This window comes from Kibdelosporangium phytohabitans (assembly GCF_001302585.1).
Classification (GTDB): Bacteria; Actinomycetota; Actinomycetes; order Mycobacteriales; family Pseudonocardiaceae; genus Kibdelosporangium; species Kibdelosporangium phytohabitans.
Map to the genome: position 1 here is coordinate 5173366 of NZ_CP012752.1, position 16417 is coordinate 5189782.

Here is a 16417-nt window from a genome sequence, read left to right on the forward strand (position 1 = left end):
CGCGGCAGCCCCGGATCTTGACCTGGTTGTCCACGCGGCCGAGGTGCTGGGTGCCGCGTACCGCTGGCCGTGGCCCGACGCACAGTGCCGTCCGGGCTCGCCGCGGCGGTCATCGCGTCCGTTCCGCTGTCGGTGATCCCGTTGCGCGCTGTGTTCCAGGAGAAAGTGCCCGGATCGGCCCCAGGCAGGGCTCGTCGTGGGCTTCATCGGCGTGCTGCTGCTGGTACTGCCCAGCGGCCTCAACGGTCCGGTCGCGCTGATCGGGCTCGTGCTGCTGGTCGCCGCGGCGATGTCGGAGGCGGTGGCGCGTTCTTCACGCCTCCGGCTGCGGCATCCGCCGGACGTGCTGACCACCGCCGCGTTGCAGATGCTCGTCGCCGGGGGACTGCTGGCCGTCGCCGCGGTGGTGGCCGGTGAACCGTGCCACCCCGGGGAGTGGTCGACGGACTCGTTGCCGGGGCTGCTGTACTTGATCGGTCCCGGTTCGCTGGTGGCCTGCGTGTCCCTGGTGTGGTTGCTCGGCAACGTCCCGGTCTGGCTCGCGACGACGTACGCCTGCGCCAACCCGGCGGTCGCGCTGCTGCTCGGCTGGTTCCTGCTGGACGAAAGCCTGCCGGCGACCACGATCGCCGGGGCGGCGCTCGTGGTCCTGTCCGTGGTCGTGGTGACCGCCGCGGACAAGTCGCACTCGTCGTCGTGACCGGTTATGGTGGAAGGAGTCCCCGGGTCCAACAGTGTGGCTCTTTCCCGTGCTTCTGAAGGGTAAGGAGCTGCGGTGACGCGTCATACTCCGCGCAATCCCGATGTTCCGTCCGCTGTCGCCGTGTCCGCGTCCCGCATGCGGCTCACAGCCGACTGGTGCCCGGACCAGATCTGGCTGGTGCGCGTGGGCGGCGAGCTCGACGCGGACGCGAGCCGCGCGTTCGACCACTACCTGCGCGCCCGGCTTCCCCCGCGGGCCACGCACGTCGTGGTCGATCTCGGGCAGGTCGAGTCGCTCGGCGCACGCGCGGTCCGCACCCTGGTCGAACACACCCGGCGGCTCGCACCACACGGCCGCGTGCTGCTGACAGTCGCGTCGAACCCCTACGTGCGGCGAGTTGTGGGCACGGAACAGGCCGCCGCGAGCCTCAACCTGTACCAACGATTGCCGTTGGCGCTCGCGGCCTGCAAGGCACCGGCCGAAACGCTTGCGGATCAACCACTGCCCGCGTCCGGTGCGACCCGCGACGAGCTGGCCGAACTGCGTCAGGAGGTCCTCGGCTTGCGCGCCGCGCTGCGCGCCCAGCCGGCGGTGGCCCGAGCGGTCGGCGTGGTGCAGGAACGCTACGGGCTGCCCGATTCCGGCTCCGCGTACGGCATCCTGCGTGACAGTGCGGAACGGCACGACCTCCGCGTCTACACGCTCGCCAGGTCCTTGCTGTGCACGCCGATGCCCCAAGGCGACGTCTGGTTCCCGGGCCGCACCCGCCGACCAGCGCCGTCCCTGTCGTTCGTCCAGCAGCATCCCGATCACAAGAAGAACCGCGGCACTGTGCTGAGTTCGTTGCTGGAGGCCGCGTCGCACTACATGCGCGCGCCGATGGCCGCCGTCCACCTGGTGGACCCACCGGGCGAAACCCTGCGACTGGAGCACTCCACCGCCATGCCACCGGCACTGGCGGATCACCTCGCCGGTGTCGACGCGCCGGGTGCCGCGCACGCCGGTGCCGTCATCCCGGATCTCATGGCTGGACGGGAACTGCTCGACGCCGGTATCCGGTCATCGTGGAGCACGCCACTGTTGACAGCCGACGACCACCTGCTCGGGCTGGTGACCGTGTACCACTCTGAGCGCACCGCGAAGTCCCCCCGGCCGCGGGCCGCCCGGCTCGACCACGCCGCGACCGAAGTCGCGGCGTGGCTGGAGTGGCACCGCCGGACGGTCGTGCCGGACGCACTGGAAGACGTGCACGAGCGCGCGTCAGGCCGGAACCGCTGACGTGGCACTGTCCGGCCACATGGGACGATCACCGCGTCCTACGGCGCGGGCGTCGACCCGGTCGCACGGGCACCTGCCCGCCTGGGCTCGGTGGTGTCCGGCCGATCGAAGCCGGGGCTCGGCTAGTCTTTCCCGGTGGCGGACGATGACCGGCGAGCAGAGGACCAGCTGCTCCGCATCGAACGAGTGACCGATTCGGCGCTCTCCCATCTCGACTTGGAGAAGTTCCTCGCCGAGTTGCTCGTGCGCGTCCAGGAACAGCTCGCCGCGGACACCGCGACCGTGCTGCTGCACGACAACGCCTCCGGCCAGCTGGTGGCGACCGCGACAGCCGGGTTCGACGAGGAGATCCGCCAGGGCGTGCGCGTCCCGGTCGGTGCCGGTTTCGCCGGCCGCGTGGCCGCGGACCGCGAACCCGTCGTGATCGAGCACGTCGACGCGTCGACCGTGGTCAACCCGCTGCTGTGGGAGAAAGGCCTGCGCACCCTGCTGGGCGTGCCGATGGTGTCGGCCGGGCAGTTGATCGGTGTCCTGCACGTCGGCACGATCGCCGAACGGAAGTTCACCGAGCACGACATCCACCTGCTGCAGGTGGCCGCGGACCGGATGGCACTGGCCACCCAGGCCCAGGTGGCACGGACCGAACGGGCGACCGCGACGGCTTTGCAGCGCAGCCTGCTGCCCACCCGGCTGCCGCGCATGCCCGGTGTCGAGTTCGCCGCGCGCTACGTGCCCGGGGCCGACATGCGAGTCGGCGGCGACTGGTACGACGTGTTCTCGCTGCCCGACGGTCGCTGGGGCGTCGTGATGGGTGACGTCGTCGGGCACGGATTGCCCGCGGCGGTGGTGATGGGGCGGCTCAGGAGCGCGCTGCGGTCGTACGCGTTGCTCGATGCCGACCCCGCGGACGTGCTGGAGAAGCTCAACCGCAAAGCCATGCACTTCGAGCCCGGTGCGATGGCGACTGTGCTGTACGCGGTGATCGAACCCGCTGCCGATCGGATCCGCATCTCACTGGCTGGGCATCCGCCGCCCGCGTTCGTGAGCCCTGATGAGCCGGGACGGCTGGTGGATCTGCCCGCGGATCCGCCGATCGGTGTCCGGTACGACGAGCCGCGCGCGTCCAGCGTGGTGGAACTGCCGCCGAGCGCGGTGCTGTGCTTCTACACCGACGGACTCGTCGAACGGCGTACGTGGACGCTGGACAGCGGTCTGGACCTGTTGTGCGCCGCGGTCGAAGCCGGCCCGGCCGAAGTGGTCACCGCGAAGATCATGTCGGTGCTGACCGAGGTGTCCCCGCCGGAGGACGACATCGCGCTGCTGGTCATGCGCCACTTGCCGGAAGGCGGCTGAGCCACCTGGAGCAGGCGGATCAGGACGCGAACCGCCTCCGGTCACGCACCGAGGCCAAAGGGGCGCCGGCGTCCTGGTGGCCGAGAAGCTCGAGCAGCAGGCCCTCGGTGCTCGACCACGGGCAGATCTGCGCGGAGTCGTGACCGGTGGCGACGAGCATCGCCTCCGCCACCACGGCACCGGCCAGCGACTGCCGTGCGCGGTGCCGGGAAATGCCCGGCAGTTCGGCGCGTTCGGCCGCGGTCAGGTCGGCCAGCCGGGGGATCCACTTCCGCAGATCGGTCAGCCGGAGGTGCCGTGCCACGAACGGTCCCTCGCGCTGCGGCCGCGCACCGGCGAGTCGCGCCAGTTGCTGCATCACCTTCGAGCAGCCGATGGCCGTCCCGCTCACGTCCGTCCCGCTCAGCGCGACACGCACGTTCTCGGCGGTCTGGGCCCGGATGTCCGCCAGCGGCATGGTGTTGTCCACGCCTGACTGCGTGAGTGTCCGTGCGCCAAAGGGAAGCGAGATGGCCGCGTGCGGCCGGGTGCCGCTGCCCGCGGCGATCTCGGCGGTGCCACCGCCCACATCGAGCACTGTCAGCGGGCCCGCGGCATGACCGAACCAGTGCCGTGCGGCCACATATGACAGATGGGCTTCCCGTTCACCGGCAAAGGTCGCCAAGTGGACGCCGGTCTGCTGGGCGATATGCCGGATCGCCTGACTGCTGTTGGCCGCGTCCCTGATCGACGACGTCGCGAACGCCACCAGTTCGATGTCCTGCGGCATCACCCGCAGGACATCACTGACAGCCCGGATGATCTGGTCGACGCCGTCACGGGTGAGCCGTCCGTTCGTGTCGTACGCGCGGTCGAGTCTCAGTCGGGCTTTGCGCTCGAAGGACGGTCTCAGCGGGGAACTGCCGGTTCTGTCGACGACCATCAGGCGTGCGCTGAAACACCCCACGTCGAGAACGCCAACCTGTCCCGCTGATCCCCGCATCCGTCACCTCATTCGTTCAGATCGGACATAATACCTACCCCGATCTGCCAGGAGGAAACCAGATTCAACGTGGTCAGCGCGGCACAGCGGCCGGATCCGCGGCATTGTGCGGTGAATCCAGCGCTGGTGGACGCTCGCGCCGGTGTGCGAACCATGTTGATGGGCGGCATAAGTGTGGCCACTCCCGGGTGGGAGCGGCCACGTTGAGGCGGTGCTGTCCGGTGAACTCAGAAGATTCAGAAGATGACGTCGGAGCAGCTGTAGAAGGCCTCCGCGCTGTCGGGCAACTGGCGCTGCCAGATCGCGTAGATCAGGTGCCTGCCGGACTTGCCCGCCGGGATCTGCGCGTTCAACTGGTAGGCGCCACCGGACACCGGCGGGTTCATCTGGCGGTAGAACGGGGTGGGCTCCAGATCCGACCAGCGCAACAACTTCGTGGGGTCGTAGCCGTCCCTGGTGACGTACAACTCCCACAGGCCCGGGTGCGCGGCGGTGTAGGCGTAGCGGAACGTGAACGCGCCGCCGGTGGGCAGTTTGGTGGCGACCCAGTCCGCCCGTGCCAGGTCGAAGCCCTGGTACTTGGCCCGTCCGGCGCTGCACAGCTTGCCGTCCGGGATGAGCTGCCGGTGCTTGCCGTTGGCGTTGGGCAGGTTGACCTCGTCCCAGTCGTACACGACCCAGCTGTCGCCGACCGCGACGGCCGCCTTGCACGCCGCGGACTTGGGCGTCTCCGGGTTCTCCCGCCAGCAGTTGTAGATGCGGCTGGTGGGGTTGCTCATCGAACCGTGTGCCAGCGCGGGCGTGACCGGCACCAGCAAGCTCCAGAGCACGCTGCCGATGCCGCACAGGGCGGCCACGGCGGCGGATCGTGGCTTGAGCATGGAATCTCCTCAGTGGCAGGGTTTCCGGGCTTTGCCGCCGGTGGCACGGCAACGCCCGACTGAGTGCGCCTCCAGTATCGATTGGTCTAGTCCATACGGCTAGATACGGATGGCTCATAACGCTGGCTGCTTGGGTCGCGGCGGTGTTGTGGCCAGAAGCGAAGTGATCGGAGGAATATCGCGGTCAAACCCGCTGCCCCAGATCATCTGGGAGCGATTTCGCCGAGTTCGTACCGGCGTCAAGCGAAAGGCGAATGTTTTCATAACGGTGATTGTCTGCTTGGATCCGATGTATGGCGAGGAAGCTGCTGACACTGGTGATCGCTGCGGTGCTGGTCGCGACCGTGCTGCCCAGCACCGCCGCCGGGCACCAGTCGCGGGTACGGGGGATACCGGGCACCGCCGAGCTGAGTCCCGACGCGAAAACGGCGGCGTGGCAGCGGCTTCAGTTCGGCTTGTTCATCCACTGGGGAATTTACTCCGAGCTCGGCGGTGTGTGGCAGGGAAAACCGGTCACCAAGGGCTACAGCGAGCAGATCCGGATGTGGGCGAACATCCCCGAGGCCGACTACCGCACGGTGGCCAACGGGCTGCGGGCAGACCGGTTCGACCCGGCCGCCATCTGCGCACTGGCCAAGCAAGCGGGGATGCGCTACGTCGTCATCACCAGCAAACACCACGACGGCTTCGCCATGTTCGGCACGGCGACCACCGACTACGACATCGTGGACGCCACCGCGTACGGCAAGGACCCGGTGAAGCTCCTCGCCGACGAGTGCAGGCGGCAGGGGCTGGGTTTCGGCGTCTACTTCTCCTTGGTGGACTGGCATCAGGGCCACGCGTTCGACGGTGACAACAACAACCCCGTCCCGGCGTCGATGGAGCCGGTGATCGAGGGCCAGTTGCGTGAGCTGATGTCCGGCTACGGCGAGATCTCCGAGGTCTGGTTCGACATGTCCTCGCCGACACGGGCGCAGAGCGAGAAGTTCGCGGGCATCGTGCGCCGCCTGCAGCCGAAGGCCGCCGTCAACAGCCGGATCTGGAACAACACCGGTGACTTCCGGACGTTGGGGGACAACGAGATCCCGGCGGTCGCGCTGGACGGGACCTGGCAGACACCCGCGTCGATCTACCACGAGACATGGGGATACCGCAGCTGGCAGAAGCGCGAGGACCTGCCCGGCAAGATCCGCGACCTCGTCGTCGGCCTGGCCGGTGTGCGGGCCAGGGGCGGCAACTACCTGCTCAACATCGGCCCGCGCGGCGACGGGTCCGTCGTCGAGTTCGAAACCGATGTGCTGCGGGGGATCGGGGACTGGCAACGCCGCCACCCGGGAGCTGTGCTGGGTGCGTCGGCCACCAAGTTCGGCGGGCAACCGTGGGGCGAGGCGACGGTCAACGGCAAGGACCTGTACCTGCACGTGACGCACTGGCCCGCCACAGGCGAACTGCGCCTGCCGGGCCTCGCCACGGACGTCGTCCGGGTGGACGAGGACGGTGCGGGACGGCTGGACTGGCAGCGCGACGGCGACGATCTCGTCGTGCGGCTTCCCGCGCTGCCGCGGGACACGGTGCTGCCGGTCGTGAAGGTCCGGCTCGCGGGGGAGCTGCGGATCATTCCGCGCAACACCGTCACCGCCGACCGGGTGTGGCAGCTCGACAGCACGGATTTCGAGCAGGGCTACAGCTACGCCGACAACGGCAGCTACCCGACCACGCGGCGCACGGTGGTCCGGCAGACCGCCAACCTTGTCGCCGGGCGTCCCCAAGTCGCGTACGCGACGTTCCACGGTCAGGCCGAAAAGGACAGTCGGTACCGGGTGAGCCTCGGCGGGGTCGCACGAGTGGTGACCGGGGCGGCGCTGACCAGTCGCGCGATCGGCCCGTTCGTCGTGCTGCCACGGCAAGTCACGCCGTTGACGATCACGAAGGCCGCGCCTGCGCACCAAGGTGAACCACTGGGCCTCCGGCTGGACTCGGCAGTCGTGGCACGCTGAGCAATCTCAGCCGGTCGGGCAGGTGTCGTGATGCGGCAGCTCGGGAGCGAGCTGATCCCATTCCTCCGGCGTCAGGTTCCGCGCGACCGTGGCGCAGATGGTGTCCGCTACCCGTTCCTGGTCCGTGTCCCACAGGATCACGGTGCCGTTGGCGTCCGCGCTGGCCAGCGTGCTGCCGTCAGGACTGAACGCCACGGCCCGCACCGCGGTCATGTGCCCGGTGAGGCGAGCCCCGACCGTGCGGCGTTCGACATCCCACAGCACCACTGTGTCGTCCGCGCTGGTGTACGCGATGGTCTTGCCGTCCGGGCTGTACGCGAGACCGTGGAAGTACGCGTCCCTGTGGCCGGTGACGCGAGCGATCTGGGCGCCGGTGGCCACGTCCCACAGGATCACGGACTGGTCTGCGCTCGCGGAGGCGACGGTGCGGCCGTCGGGGCTGAACACCACAGTCCTGGCCCAACCGTTGTGACCGCGCAACTCGGCCTTGCGTGTCCGCGTCGCGATGTCCCACAGCGTCACCAGCTGGTTGTCGTGGTCACCCACGGCCAGCAGCCGCCCGTCGGGGCTGAACGCGACCCCGGTCGTCACCGCCCCGATGTCCAAGGTCGCGAGCCGCGTGCGGTTCGGCACGTCCCACAGGATCACGGTCTTGTCCACGCTCGCCGTCGCGGCCGTGCGCCCGTCAGGGCTGAGCGCCACGTCCATCACCCGTGAGGCGTGGCCCGGCAGTGTGACCGGTGTGGCGTCGATGCCGGGGTCCCACAGCTGCAAGGCGCTCGCACCTGTTGCGACGACGCTGCCGTAGGCGACCGCGTTGACCATTTCCGCGCCCTCGTCCCGGATACGGCGAGGCGCACGCGTGGCGACGTCCCACAGCACCGTCCGGCCGGGGCCGACCGCGGCGAGACTCCGGCTGTCCGGTGCGAACGCGAGGCCCAGTACCGCCTGACCCGGCCTGTCGATCATCGACGGCGTGCGCGGGTCCCACAGGATGACCTTGCCTTCCTCACCGGCGGAGGCGAGGGTGCCCCCGTCGGGGCTGAACGCGAGCGTGTAGATGCTGGCCTGGTGCCCGGCGAGTACCGCGCGCGGCACCCGGTTGGGGACGTCCCACAGCCGCACGACCCCGTCGTTGCCCGCGCTGGCGAGCGTGCGCCCGTCCGGGCTGAACTTGACAGCGATCACCGCTTCCTCGACGTGCCCGGTGAACGTGGCGACCTGAGCACGGCTGGTCGTGTCCCACAGCCGCACGGCCGTACCCACGCCCGCCGACGCGATCAGCTTGCCGTCCGGGCTGAAGTCGAGCGCCTTGACTCCGCCGATGTTGCTGGCCAGCGCGGCGATCCGTGTCCGGCTCGGGACGTCCCACAGCAGGATGTTCTCGTCGTCACCGCCTGTGACCAGCGTCTTTCCGTCCGGGCTGAAGGCGAGCGAGGTGACAGCCGCCGTGTGGTCGGTGAACGTCGCGAGCAGCGTCCGCTGGGCGACGTCCCACAGCCGGACCGTCCGGTCATTGCCCGACGACGCCAGCAGGCGGCCGTCCGCGCTGAACGCCACCTCCCGCACGATGCTGGTGTGCTGATCGAGCGACGCGACGACGCGACGGTTGCGTGGGTCCCACAGCACGACTCGGTTGTCGTCACCACCGGTGGCGGCCATGGCGCCGTCCGGGGTGACCGCCATGCCTTTGAGCCATGTGTCGTGCCCGGTGAGCGTCGCGGTTCGCGTACGGCGCGTGGTGTCCCACAGCGCGACGCTCTTGTCCCGTCCGGCGCTGGCGAGCGTGCCGTCCGGCAGGAACGCGATCTGCGAGACGGCACCGTTGTGCGCCTGGATCTCCGTGCGGTAGTCGCGGTGCGCGGACATGCTCATCAACGCGCTGCGTGCTTCGACCGTCGGCGCCGTTTGGTACGCCTCGACGCTGAGCAGCTTGGCTCGTCCCGGATCGGACTCGGCGATGGTCAACGCCTGGGTCGCCAGCTGACGGGACACGGCGACGCGTTGGGCTTGTTCGGCGTCCTGCCGTTGCCGCACCGCGACAACCGAGATGACGGTCACGACAAGCAGAAGGATGGCCAATCCCACGGCGAGATAACGCAATTGCCGGGCGCGTCGTTTGCCGGTGGCGGTTTCCTGTTCCGCTTGGCCGACACTCGCGTCGAGAAATCCCAGTTCGACAGGACTGAGCGCGCCGGTGTTCTTGTTCGCCCATTCCTTGGCGACGACCAGCCGCGCCCCGCGGTACAACGCACCCGGGTCCTTGTCGAGTGTGGACCATTCCTGCGCGGCCTCGGTGAGGTGCCTGTGCGTGCGCAGGCCGTCACGGTCGGCTGCCAGCCACTGCCGCAACCGGGGCCACGCGCGGATCAACGCCTCGTGCGCGATGTCCACCGTGTTGTCCGCCACCGTGATCAGCCGCGCGTCGGCGAGCACGTCCAGCACGTCGTCGTCGATGTTGTCCACTTCGGATCGGGTGATCCTACGTTTGGTGTCCTCTGTGCCCTCGCCGAGCGCGGTCAGCCGCAGGAACAACTCCCGCACCAACTGACGGCGGGGCTCGCTCAGACCGGAGTAGACCGTCTCGGCGGTACGCGCGAGCGCTCCGTCGATGCCACCGGCGGCACGGAACGCGGCGAGCGTCAGCGTGTTGCCCTTGCGCCTGCGCCACGTCTCCAGCAGGGCATGGGACAGCAACGGCAGCATGCCCGCGTTGCCCGAGGCCTGCGCGACCAGTTCGGACAGCAACGCGCCCTCGACCGTGCAGCCGGCCTGGACAGCGGGCTGCACGATCGCGCGCCGCAGCTCGTCGGTGGTCATCGGACCGACCGCGACCTGCGCGTCCGACATCGCGGCCACCAGGTCGGGGTGCCGCGTGCAGTGCCCGTAGAAGTCGGCCCGCACCCCGAGTACCACCCGGACAGTGCTGTTCGGGCCGTTCGCGGCGGCGACCAGCAGCGCGATGAACCGGTCCCGTTCGGCCTGGTCACGGCAGAGGGTGAACGTCTCCTCGAACTGGTCGACGACGATCAGCACCTCGTCGTCGCCGGCCAGCCGCACGGCCCGGCGCAGGTTGCCCACGTCCGCCAGCAGGTCGGCGTGCACCTGGCCCGGCGCGGTCCCGGACAGCCGCGCGACCTGCACCGCGCACTCCTCGACCGGGTGCGGGCCGGGCGTGAACAGCGCGACGGGGCCGGTCCAGCGGGGGATCAGCCCAGCTCGCAGCAGGGACGACTTGCCCGCGCCCGACGCGCCGAACACCGCGGCGAACCGCTGGCCGGTCATCCGCTCGGCGAGCTCGTCGACCAGCCGTTCGCGCCCGTGGAACAGTTCGGCGTCCTCCGGCTGGAACGCCGCCAGCCCGGCGTACGGCGACCGCTCGTCGACGCTCGCCCCGGCCGGCGGCTCGACGGTGACCAGGTCGGCCGCGACCGCGTGCCACCGCTGCTCCCATTCGGCCTCGTCGCCGCCGCAGGCGCGCACGTACGCCAGCGCCACGTTGAGACTGGGCAGCTGGCGGCCGTTGGCCGCGCTGGAGAGGGTCGTGACGGAGAAGTGCGCGCGTTTGGACAGCTCCCGGTATGTCGGGTTGCCGGCGTCCTGCCGCAGCTGCCGCAGGTCGGCGGCGAATCGCAGCAGCGCCGAATCACCCGTGGCCAGCGGGCGTTCAGCTCTCGGCATGGTGGTCCTCCAGGCAGAGCGCCAAGCGTGCGTTGTTCCGGGTTTGTTTGTTCAGCACGCCTGCGTCGATACCGAACAACCTAACCGCGTTTAGATCTGGCACGGGTGACCGGGTCGCGGAAGCCCGGGTGACTTTCGAGAGAGGACTGACACGGATGAACGCGCGGCACGACGACCGGGAGTGGTACCAGCGGGCGGACCTCCCCTGGCCAGGTCTCATCCGTGCGGATCGTCGTATCGTCGGTTGATCACAGGTCGTCGGCACACCCGGGGCAGTCACAGGGGGTCCCCGGGTGTGCCGCATTTTCGCGACCGGAGGAATTGCTTTTCGAAACGGCCGGGTACCTGCCGCCAATGACAGCGCCCGTGCCCGGGAAATGGCACCCGGCGCGACCCCGGGTGGAAGTCGCCGGGCTGTTATCGGTGCTCGATGTGCCGTGGTGGGCAGCCGGTGGATATGCCATCGAACTTTTCGCCGGTCGCGCGTTCCGCCCACACAGCGGTTTCGACGTGCTGCTGCTCGGGCGTGATCAGCAGGCCGTGCGGCGGGCGCTCCCCGGGCTGGGAGTGGTGGGCGGCTGACCCGACCGGCGAACTGCGCCCGTGGCTGCCGGGGGAGGTGCTGCCACCGGCCGTGCACGAGCGCCGCGATGCCCGCGTCCGGCCCCTCGATCGCCGCGATCGGGCGCGACGCAGGCGGGACCCCGTACCTGGCGCCGGAGATGCAGCTGTTCCACAAGGCCAGGGACCCGGGGTGCGGAGGACGAGGCCGATCTCGCCGCCCTGCGCCCCGAGCGGCGGGAGTGGCTCGACTGGGCCGTCACGACCGCGTACGGATGATTCTGGTCACTCGTGCTGATGGTCCTGATCGGTGACTGCTCCGCCGTCGCAACGCATGCGGCGCCGCACTGTCTACATGTGACATTCGCGTCGATGTGATCCGCGCCGTCCGGTATGCGAATGTGTAGGGCATGAGAGCCCTGATCCGGTCCTGGCCGCTGAGTGTCCCGCTGTTCGCGCTCGTCGTGCTCGCGTTGACCTGGGGCCGTGACATCCCCGTCGCGCTGGTCGTGATCGTGGCACTGGCGCTCGGCGGCGCGGTGTCCACGGCCGTGCACCACGCGGAGGTGGTCGCGCACCGGATCGGGGAGCCGTTCGGATCGCTCGTGCTGGCCGTCGCGGTGACGGTGATCGAGGTGGCCCTGATCGTCACGCTGATGGTCTCCGGCGGTCCGGACTCGGTGACGCTGGCCCGTGACACGGTCTTCGCCGCCGTGATGATCACGTGCAACGGCATCGTCGGCATCTCGCTGCTCGCCGGGGCGCGCAAGCACCAGATCGTGGCGTTCAACGCCGAGGGAGCCGGTGCCGCGCTGTCGACGGTCGCGACCCTGGCGACGCTGAGCCTCGTGCTGCCGACGTTCACCACCAGCAAGCCGGGGCCGGAGTTCTCCACCGGGCAGCTCGTGTTCGCCGCGTCGGCCTCGCTCGCGTTGTACATCGTGTTCGTGCTGACCCAGACCAAGGCGCATCGCGACTTCTTCCTCCCGGTCGGGATCTCCGACAGCGAGCAGGAGCACGCGCCACCGCCCACCGGCCGCGCCGCCCTGATCAGCCTGGGCATGCTGCTGGTCTCGCTGGTCGCGGTGGTCGGACTGGCCAAAGTGGAGTCACCGGCGATCGAGGCGGGGGTGGCCGCCGCCGGGTTCCCGCCGTCCTTCGTCGGTGTCGTGATCGCGCTGCTGGTGCTGCTGCCGGAGACGTTCGCCGCCGTGCGCGCGGCCCGCCGCGACCGGATGCAGACCAGCCTGAACCTGGGCTACGGCTCGGCGATGGCGAGCATCGGGCTGACCATCCCCGCCATCGCCGTCGCCTCGATCTGGCTGGACGGCCCGCTGGTGCTCGGCCTCGGCGCCACCCACATGGTGTTGCTGGCGCTGACGCTCGTCGTGGGAATGCTGACCGTCGTGCCCGGCCGGGCGACGCGGCTGCAGGGCGGGGTGCACCTCGCCCTGCTCGCCGCGTTCCTGTTCCTGGCGATCAACCCCTAGGACCAGGTGCTGTTGTTCAGCCCTGTGCCGAGGTAGACCTGGTCGAACGTGTTGCCGTCGGCGTCGTCGGTGTACGTCATGACGATCTGGCCCCACGCGTCGACGCCGAGCGCGGGTTCGTCCTGGCGGCCGGTCGCGTTGGTGTTGGCCCTGATCCGGGGCTGGCGGCCGGTCACCGACCCGTCCGGGTTGAGGCCCTGCACGAAGATGTCCTGCGCCTCGGTCCAGGTGACCACCGCGGCCCGCTGGTCGTCGATGCCCACCTGCGGGTCCGCCCCGGGCAGGTAGGTGTCCACTGTGGAGGAGGCGGCGCCGGTCGCGGTGAACGACCGCACTCCGATCTGGACAGTGCCGGTGTGGTCGGTCTCCCAGCCGACGACGTGGTCACCGTTGAAGTTCGCCGCGATCGACGCGTGCCGCTGCTGGCCGTCGCCGATGACGTTGACCGCCGACTGGGCCAGCTTCACCCCGCCGGACGGCGTGAAAGCCTTGCGTGCCACGGTGAAGAAGCCGTTGGCGTCGGTGTCCTCGTCCCACACCACGATCGCGTTCTGCGCCGCGCCCATCGCCACGTCCGGCCGCTGGTGCGTCCCGCCCGCCGCGTTCACCTGCACCTCGTACGCCTTCGCGGTGATCGAGTTGAAACCGGACACCCGGACCGTCGGCGCGGCCGTGCCCTGCTTGTCCTCGAACGCCACCGCGAACCCGGCGCCGTCCGGGTCGGCGGCGACCGCCGGGTTGATCTGCTGGCCGTCCGAGTTCGCGTTCGCCGTCGCCGACCCTGTGACCGTGCCCGCGGTGTTCAACGTGCGCACGGCGATCTGGTAGTAGCCGTTGCCGTCCTTGTCGTCGGCCCACACCACGACCGCCGTGCCGTCGTCGTGCAGCGCGACATCCGGGTGCAGGTGGCTCCAATTGCCCTCACCGCCCGCGGAGAGCTTCTTCTCGTACAGCGAGGCACCGTCGCGGTACAGCCGGATCCAGACGTCGCTGTGGAGCGGGTTCTCCGGCGCGGCGGTGTCGCGGTCGTCCTCCCAGACGACAGCCACGTACCCGTTGCGCACGGCGGAGACCGCGGAGTTGTCCTGGTCGCCGGTGGCTGTGCTGTTCGCGGCGGCCCACGTGATGGTCCCGTCGGCCGCCGCCGGTGCCACAGCGGCGGCGAGGATGGTCAGGGCGGTTGCCGTGATGGTCAATGCGCGCTTCATGTCCGTCCCTCTCACGGCGCCTGCAGACCGGGGTTGCCTGCCTCGATCACGTAGCTCTTGTCCGTCCTGATCGGGTAGTCCCGCACGCTGACCTTGTCCAGCGTGCGGAAGTCGACCTTCATCTGGGTCGGCGTGAGCGACGTGCGGACGTAACCGCGCAGGTTCTTGTAGTACTTCACGTGCGGGTTGAGGCTCGACAGGCTGTTGTCGGAGGCGTTGCCGTCACCGTCCGACGACACCGACGTGGTGACCAGCTCGGTGCCGATCACCTTGTCCTGGCTGGCGTAGTTGTTCATGATGTTCCCGGCCCACGAGCGGTGCACGTCACCGGTCAGCACGACCGTGCTGGTGTTGCCGCGTGCCTGCCAGCCGTCCTGGATCCGCTTGCGGTTGGCGGTGTAGCCGTCCCACGAGTCCATGTTCTTGGTGCCGTCGGCCTTGGCGAGCTTCTGCGCGAAGAACACCTGCTGGCCGATCAGGTCCCACGTACCCAGGCGCTGCCCCATCCCGTCCAGCAGCCAGTCCTGCTGCGCGGTACCGGTCAGCGTACGGTTCGGTGCGTCAGCCTCGGGGCACAGCTTCGACCCGTCGCCGCACGCCTGGTCATCGCGGTACTGACGCGTGTCGAGCATATGGAACGTAGCCAGGCTGCCCCACCGCAGCCGACGGTGCAGCTGCATGTTCTCCCGCACCGGCGCCTGCGCCGAACGCAACGGCATGTGCTCGAAGTACGCGCGATACGCGGCCTCACGGCGTGCGCGGAAGTCACCGGCAGGGGACTGGTCGTTGCGCACGAGGTTGGCGTAGTTGTTCTCGACCTCATGGTCATCCCACACGACGGCCCAGGGCGCAGCCGCGTGCGCTGCCTGCAGGTCGACATCCATCTTGTACAACGCGTGCCGGACGCGGTAGTTGGCCAGGTTCGAGATCTCGGCGGTCGGGTTGTGGGTCCGTACGCGCGCGCTCGCGCCACCCTCGTAGATGTAGTCGCCGAGGTGCAGGATCAGGTCCGGCCGTTCCTCGGCCATCCGCCGGTACGCGGTGAAGTAGCCGGTCTCGTAGTGCGAGCAGGACGCGAACAGCATCGTCAGCGCGGAGCCCGATCCGGGCGCGGGCGCCGTGCGGGCGCGGCCGACCTGCGAGATGTGGCCGTCGGCGCGGAACCGATACCAGTACTCGCGATCGGGCCGCAGGCCGGTGACCTCGACGTGCACGGTGTGCGCGGAGGCCTGGACGGCGGTCGCCGTGCCGGACGCGGCGAGCTGGCCGAAGCCCTGGTCGGTGCCGACCTGCCACTCGACGGTGACCGGGGTGTTCGGCATGCCGCCGAGCCCGTCGGCGTTGAGCGGTCTCGGTGCGAGACGTGTCCACAGAACAATTCCGTCAGCGGTGGGTTCGCCGGACGCGACGCCGAGGGTGAACGGGTATGCCAGTGCGTTCGCCGTGCTCGTGCTGAGCATCGGGGCGCCCACAGCCGCCAGTCCACCGACGATGAACGTCCTTCGGTGCAGTCGGGTCATGCACTCTCTCTACCGGCGCCGAACCCCGCTGTGAAGCGCCGAACCGACTGTTTGCAGGAGGTTACGTCACAGGACGCCCGGCTGTCCCGGAAAGTCCGCACAGTGTCGCTAGTGGACTGTCCGGGACGCCGTCCGCGGGGTGGTCAGGACGACAGCTGCCACTTGTAGGTGTTGGACTTGACCGGAGCCGTCGCGGTCTTGGTCCACACCGTCTTGACGTTGCACGGCGCGACGATCTGGGTCTTCTTGATCGTCATCTTGCGTGCTTCCTTGTACTGCTGCAGCCGCTTGGTCTGACCGGCGGGAACGTTCGCCGTGTACGACCACGTGTCGGACCGGGAGTAGCTCGCGCCGACCGTCACGCCGATCGACACGCTGGCCTTCGCGAAGATCACCCCGGCCTCCGCGCTGGTCGTGCCCGTGATGGAGGCGTTCACGCTCGACGTGGTGTTGCGGCTGAACGTGATCGACCCGGGGCCGGTCAGGTAGTCGCTGCGCAGGCTGGTGGCCAGCCACGCCTTCGAGACGCTGCTGAACGAGTACGAGACCTGCCCGACCTCGGGGCACGCCGCCGACGCCTGGAACCCGGCGCCCATGGCCGCGGGAGCCAGCAACCCGGTGACGGCCAGTCCGCTCGCGGCCAGCAGTGATTTGACGCGCATGTGACATTCTCCTCTTGCAGTTCTCGTCCGCCGATCGCCGGACGAGAAAAATCCGGAGTACCCCAGAGTGGTGACGGCCTCTTGCCTGCCGGGTGGAACTC

12 protein-coding genes are annotated in these 16417 nt (G+C 69.4%); 6 read left to right on the forward strand and 6 right to left on the reverse strand.

The features are described from left to right. The first annotated feature begins 196 nt into the window (after positions 1-196). The 3 genes from AOZ06_RS23550 (at position 197) to AOZ06_RS23560 (ending at position 3334) form a co-directional block, all read left to right on the forward strand. Positions 197-700, forward strand: coding sequence for an EamA family transporter (locus AOZ06_RS23550; RefSeq protein ID WP_054291387.1), 504 nt, complete (start codon positions 197-199; stop codon positions 698-700). A gap of 75 nt (positions 701-775) precedes the next feature. Further along, positions 776-1981 (forward strand): STAS domain-containing protein, encoded by a 1206-nt coding sequence (locus tag AOZ06_RS23555; RefSeq protein WP_157233188.1) that lies wholly within the window; start codon positions 776-778, stop codon positions 1979-1981. A 135-nt stretch (positions 1982-2116) separates the two neighbouring features. Beyond that, positions 2117-3334, forward strand: a complete 1218-nt coding sequence (locus AOZ06_RS23560; RefSeq protein ID WP_054291389.1) for a PP2C family protein-serine/threonine phosphatase — start codon at positions 2117-2119, stop codon at positions 3332-3334. A 19-nt stretch (positions 3335-3353) separates the two neighbouring features. Here AOZ06_RS23560 and AOZ06_RS23565 read toward each other — a convergent pair whose 3' ends face one another. Both AOZ06_RS23565 and AOZ06_RS23570 read right to left on the reverse strand, forming a co-directional pair. Then, positions 3354-4256 (reverse strand): Ppx/GppA phosphatase family protein, encoded by a 903-nt coding sequence (locus tag AOZ06_RS23565; RefSeq protein ID WP_225954747.1) that lies wholly within the window; start codon positions 4254-4256, stop codon positions 3354-3356. Between the two features lie 296 nt (positions 4257-4552). Beyond that, on the reverse strand, positions 4553-5197 hold the full coding sequence (locus AOZ06_RS23570) for a lytic polysaccharide monooxygenase auxiliary activity family 9 protein (protein ID WP_054291391.1): 645 nt from the start codon (positions 5195-5197) through the stop codon (positions 4553-4555). Between the two features lie 293 nt (positions 5198-5490). Here AOZ06_RS23570 and AOZ06_RS23575 point away from each other — a divergent pair, with 293 nt between their 5' ends. Beyond that, positions 5491-7194, forward strand: a complete 1704-nt coding sequence (locus tag AOZ06_RS23575; protein WP_054291392.1) for an alpha-L-fucosidase — start codon at positions 5491-5493, stop codon at positions 7192-7194. 6 nt (positions 7195-7200) lie between these two features. On the opposite strand, the gene AOZ06_RS23580 is transcribed toward AOZ06_RS23575, so the two are convergent. Then, positions 7201-10875 (reverse strand): nSTAND1 domain-containing NTPase, encoded by a 3675-nt coding sequence (locus tag AOZ06_RS23580; protein WP_054291393.1) that lies wholly within the window; start codon positions 10873-10875, stop codon positions 7201-7203. Between the two features lie 354 nt (positions 10876-11229). On the opposite strand from AOZ06_RS23580, the gene AOZ06_RS56560 reads away from it, so the two are divergent. Together AOZ06_RS56560 and AOZ06_RS23590 are read left to right on the forward strand one after the other, a co-directional pair. Next, positions 11230-11457 carry a nucleotidyltransferase domain-containing protein gene (locus tag AOZ06_RS56560; protein ID WP_157233189.1) on the forward strand — a complete coding sequence of 76 codons (228 nt, stop codon included), beginning with the start codon at positions 11230-11232 and terminating at the stop codon, positions 11455-11457. Between the two features lie 389 nt (positions 11458-11846). Further along, positions 11847-12926, forward strand: coding sequence for a calcium:cation antiporter (locus AOZ06_RS23590; RefSeq protein WP_054291395.1), 1080 nt, complete (start codon positions 11847-11849; stop codon positions 12924-12926). Here AOZ06_RS23590 and AOZ06_RS23595 read toward each other — a convergent pair. The 3 genes from AOZ06_RS23595 to AOZ06_RS23605 all read right to left on the reverse strand — a co-directional run bounded on the left by AOZ06_RS23595 (position 12923) and on the right by AOZ06_RS23605 (position 16316). Next, positions 12923-14134 (reverse strand): hypothetical protein, encoded by a 1212-nt coding sequence (locus tag AOZ06_RS23595; RefSeq protein ID WP_054291396.1) that lies wholly within the window; start codon positions 14132-14134, stop codon positions 12923-12925. The genes AOZ06_RS23590 and AOZ06_RS23595 overlap by 4 nt on opposite strands. An 11-nt stretch (positions 14135-14145) precedes the next feature. Beyond that, entirely contained in the window at positions 14146-15654 is a 1509-nt protein-coding gene (locus AOZ06_RS23600) for an alkaline phosphatase D family protein (protein ID WP_054291397.1), read from the reverse strand. 143 nt (positions 15655-15797) lie between these two features. Continuing rightward, entirely contained in the window at positions 15798-16316 is a 519-nt protein-coding gene (locus AOZ06_RS23605; RefSeq protein ID WP_054291398.1) for a hypothetical protein, read from the reverse strand. Positions 16317-16417 lie beyond the last annotated feature (101 nt).

Coding starts and splice junctions, on each gene's coding strand:
- AOZ06_RS23565 (WP_225954747.1), bottom strand. CDS start 4,256: ATGGTCGTCGACAGAACCGGCAGTTCCCCGCTGAGACCGTCCTTCGAG.
- AOZ06_RS23570 (WP_054291391.1), bottom strand. CDS start 5,197: ATGCTCAAGCCACGATCCGCCGCCGTGGCCGCCCTGTGCGGCATCGGC.
- AOZ06_RS23575 (WP_054291392.1), top strand. CDS start 5,491: ATGGCGAGGAAGCTGCTGACACTGGTGATCGCTGCGGTGCTGGTCGCG.
- AOZ06_RS23580 (WP_054291393.1), bottom strand. CDS start 10,875: ATGCCGAGAGCTGAACGCCCGCTGGCCACGGGTGATTCGGCGCTGCTG.
- AOZ06_RS56560 (WP_157233189.1), top strand. CDS start 11,230: ATGACAGCGCCCGTGCCCGGGAAATGGCACCCGGCGCGACCCCGGGTG.
- AOZ06_RS23590 (WP_054291395.1), top strand. CDS start 11,847: ATGAGAGCCCTGATCCGGTCCTGGCCGCTGAGTGTCCCGCTGTTCGCG.
- AOZ06_RS23595 (WP_054291396.1), bottom strand. CDS start 14,134: ATGAAGCGCGCATTGACCATCACGGCAACCGCCCTGACCATCCTCGCC.
- AOZ06_RS23600 (WP_054291397.1), bottom strand. CDS start 15,654: ATGACCCGACTGCACCGAAGGACGTTCATCGTCGGTGGACTGGCGGCT.
- AOZ06_RS23605 (WP_054291398.1), bottom strand. CDS start 16,316: ATGCGCGTCAAATCACTGCTGGCCGCGAGCGGACTGGCCGTCACCGGG.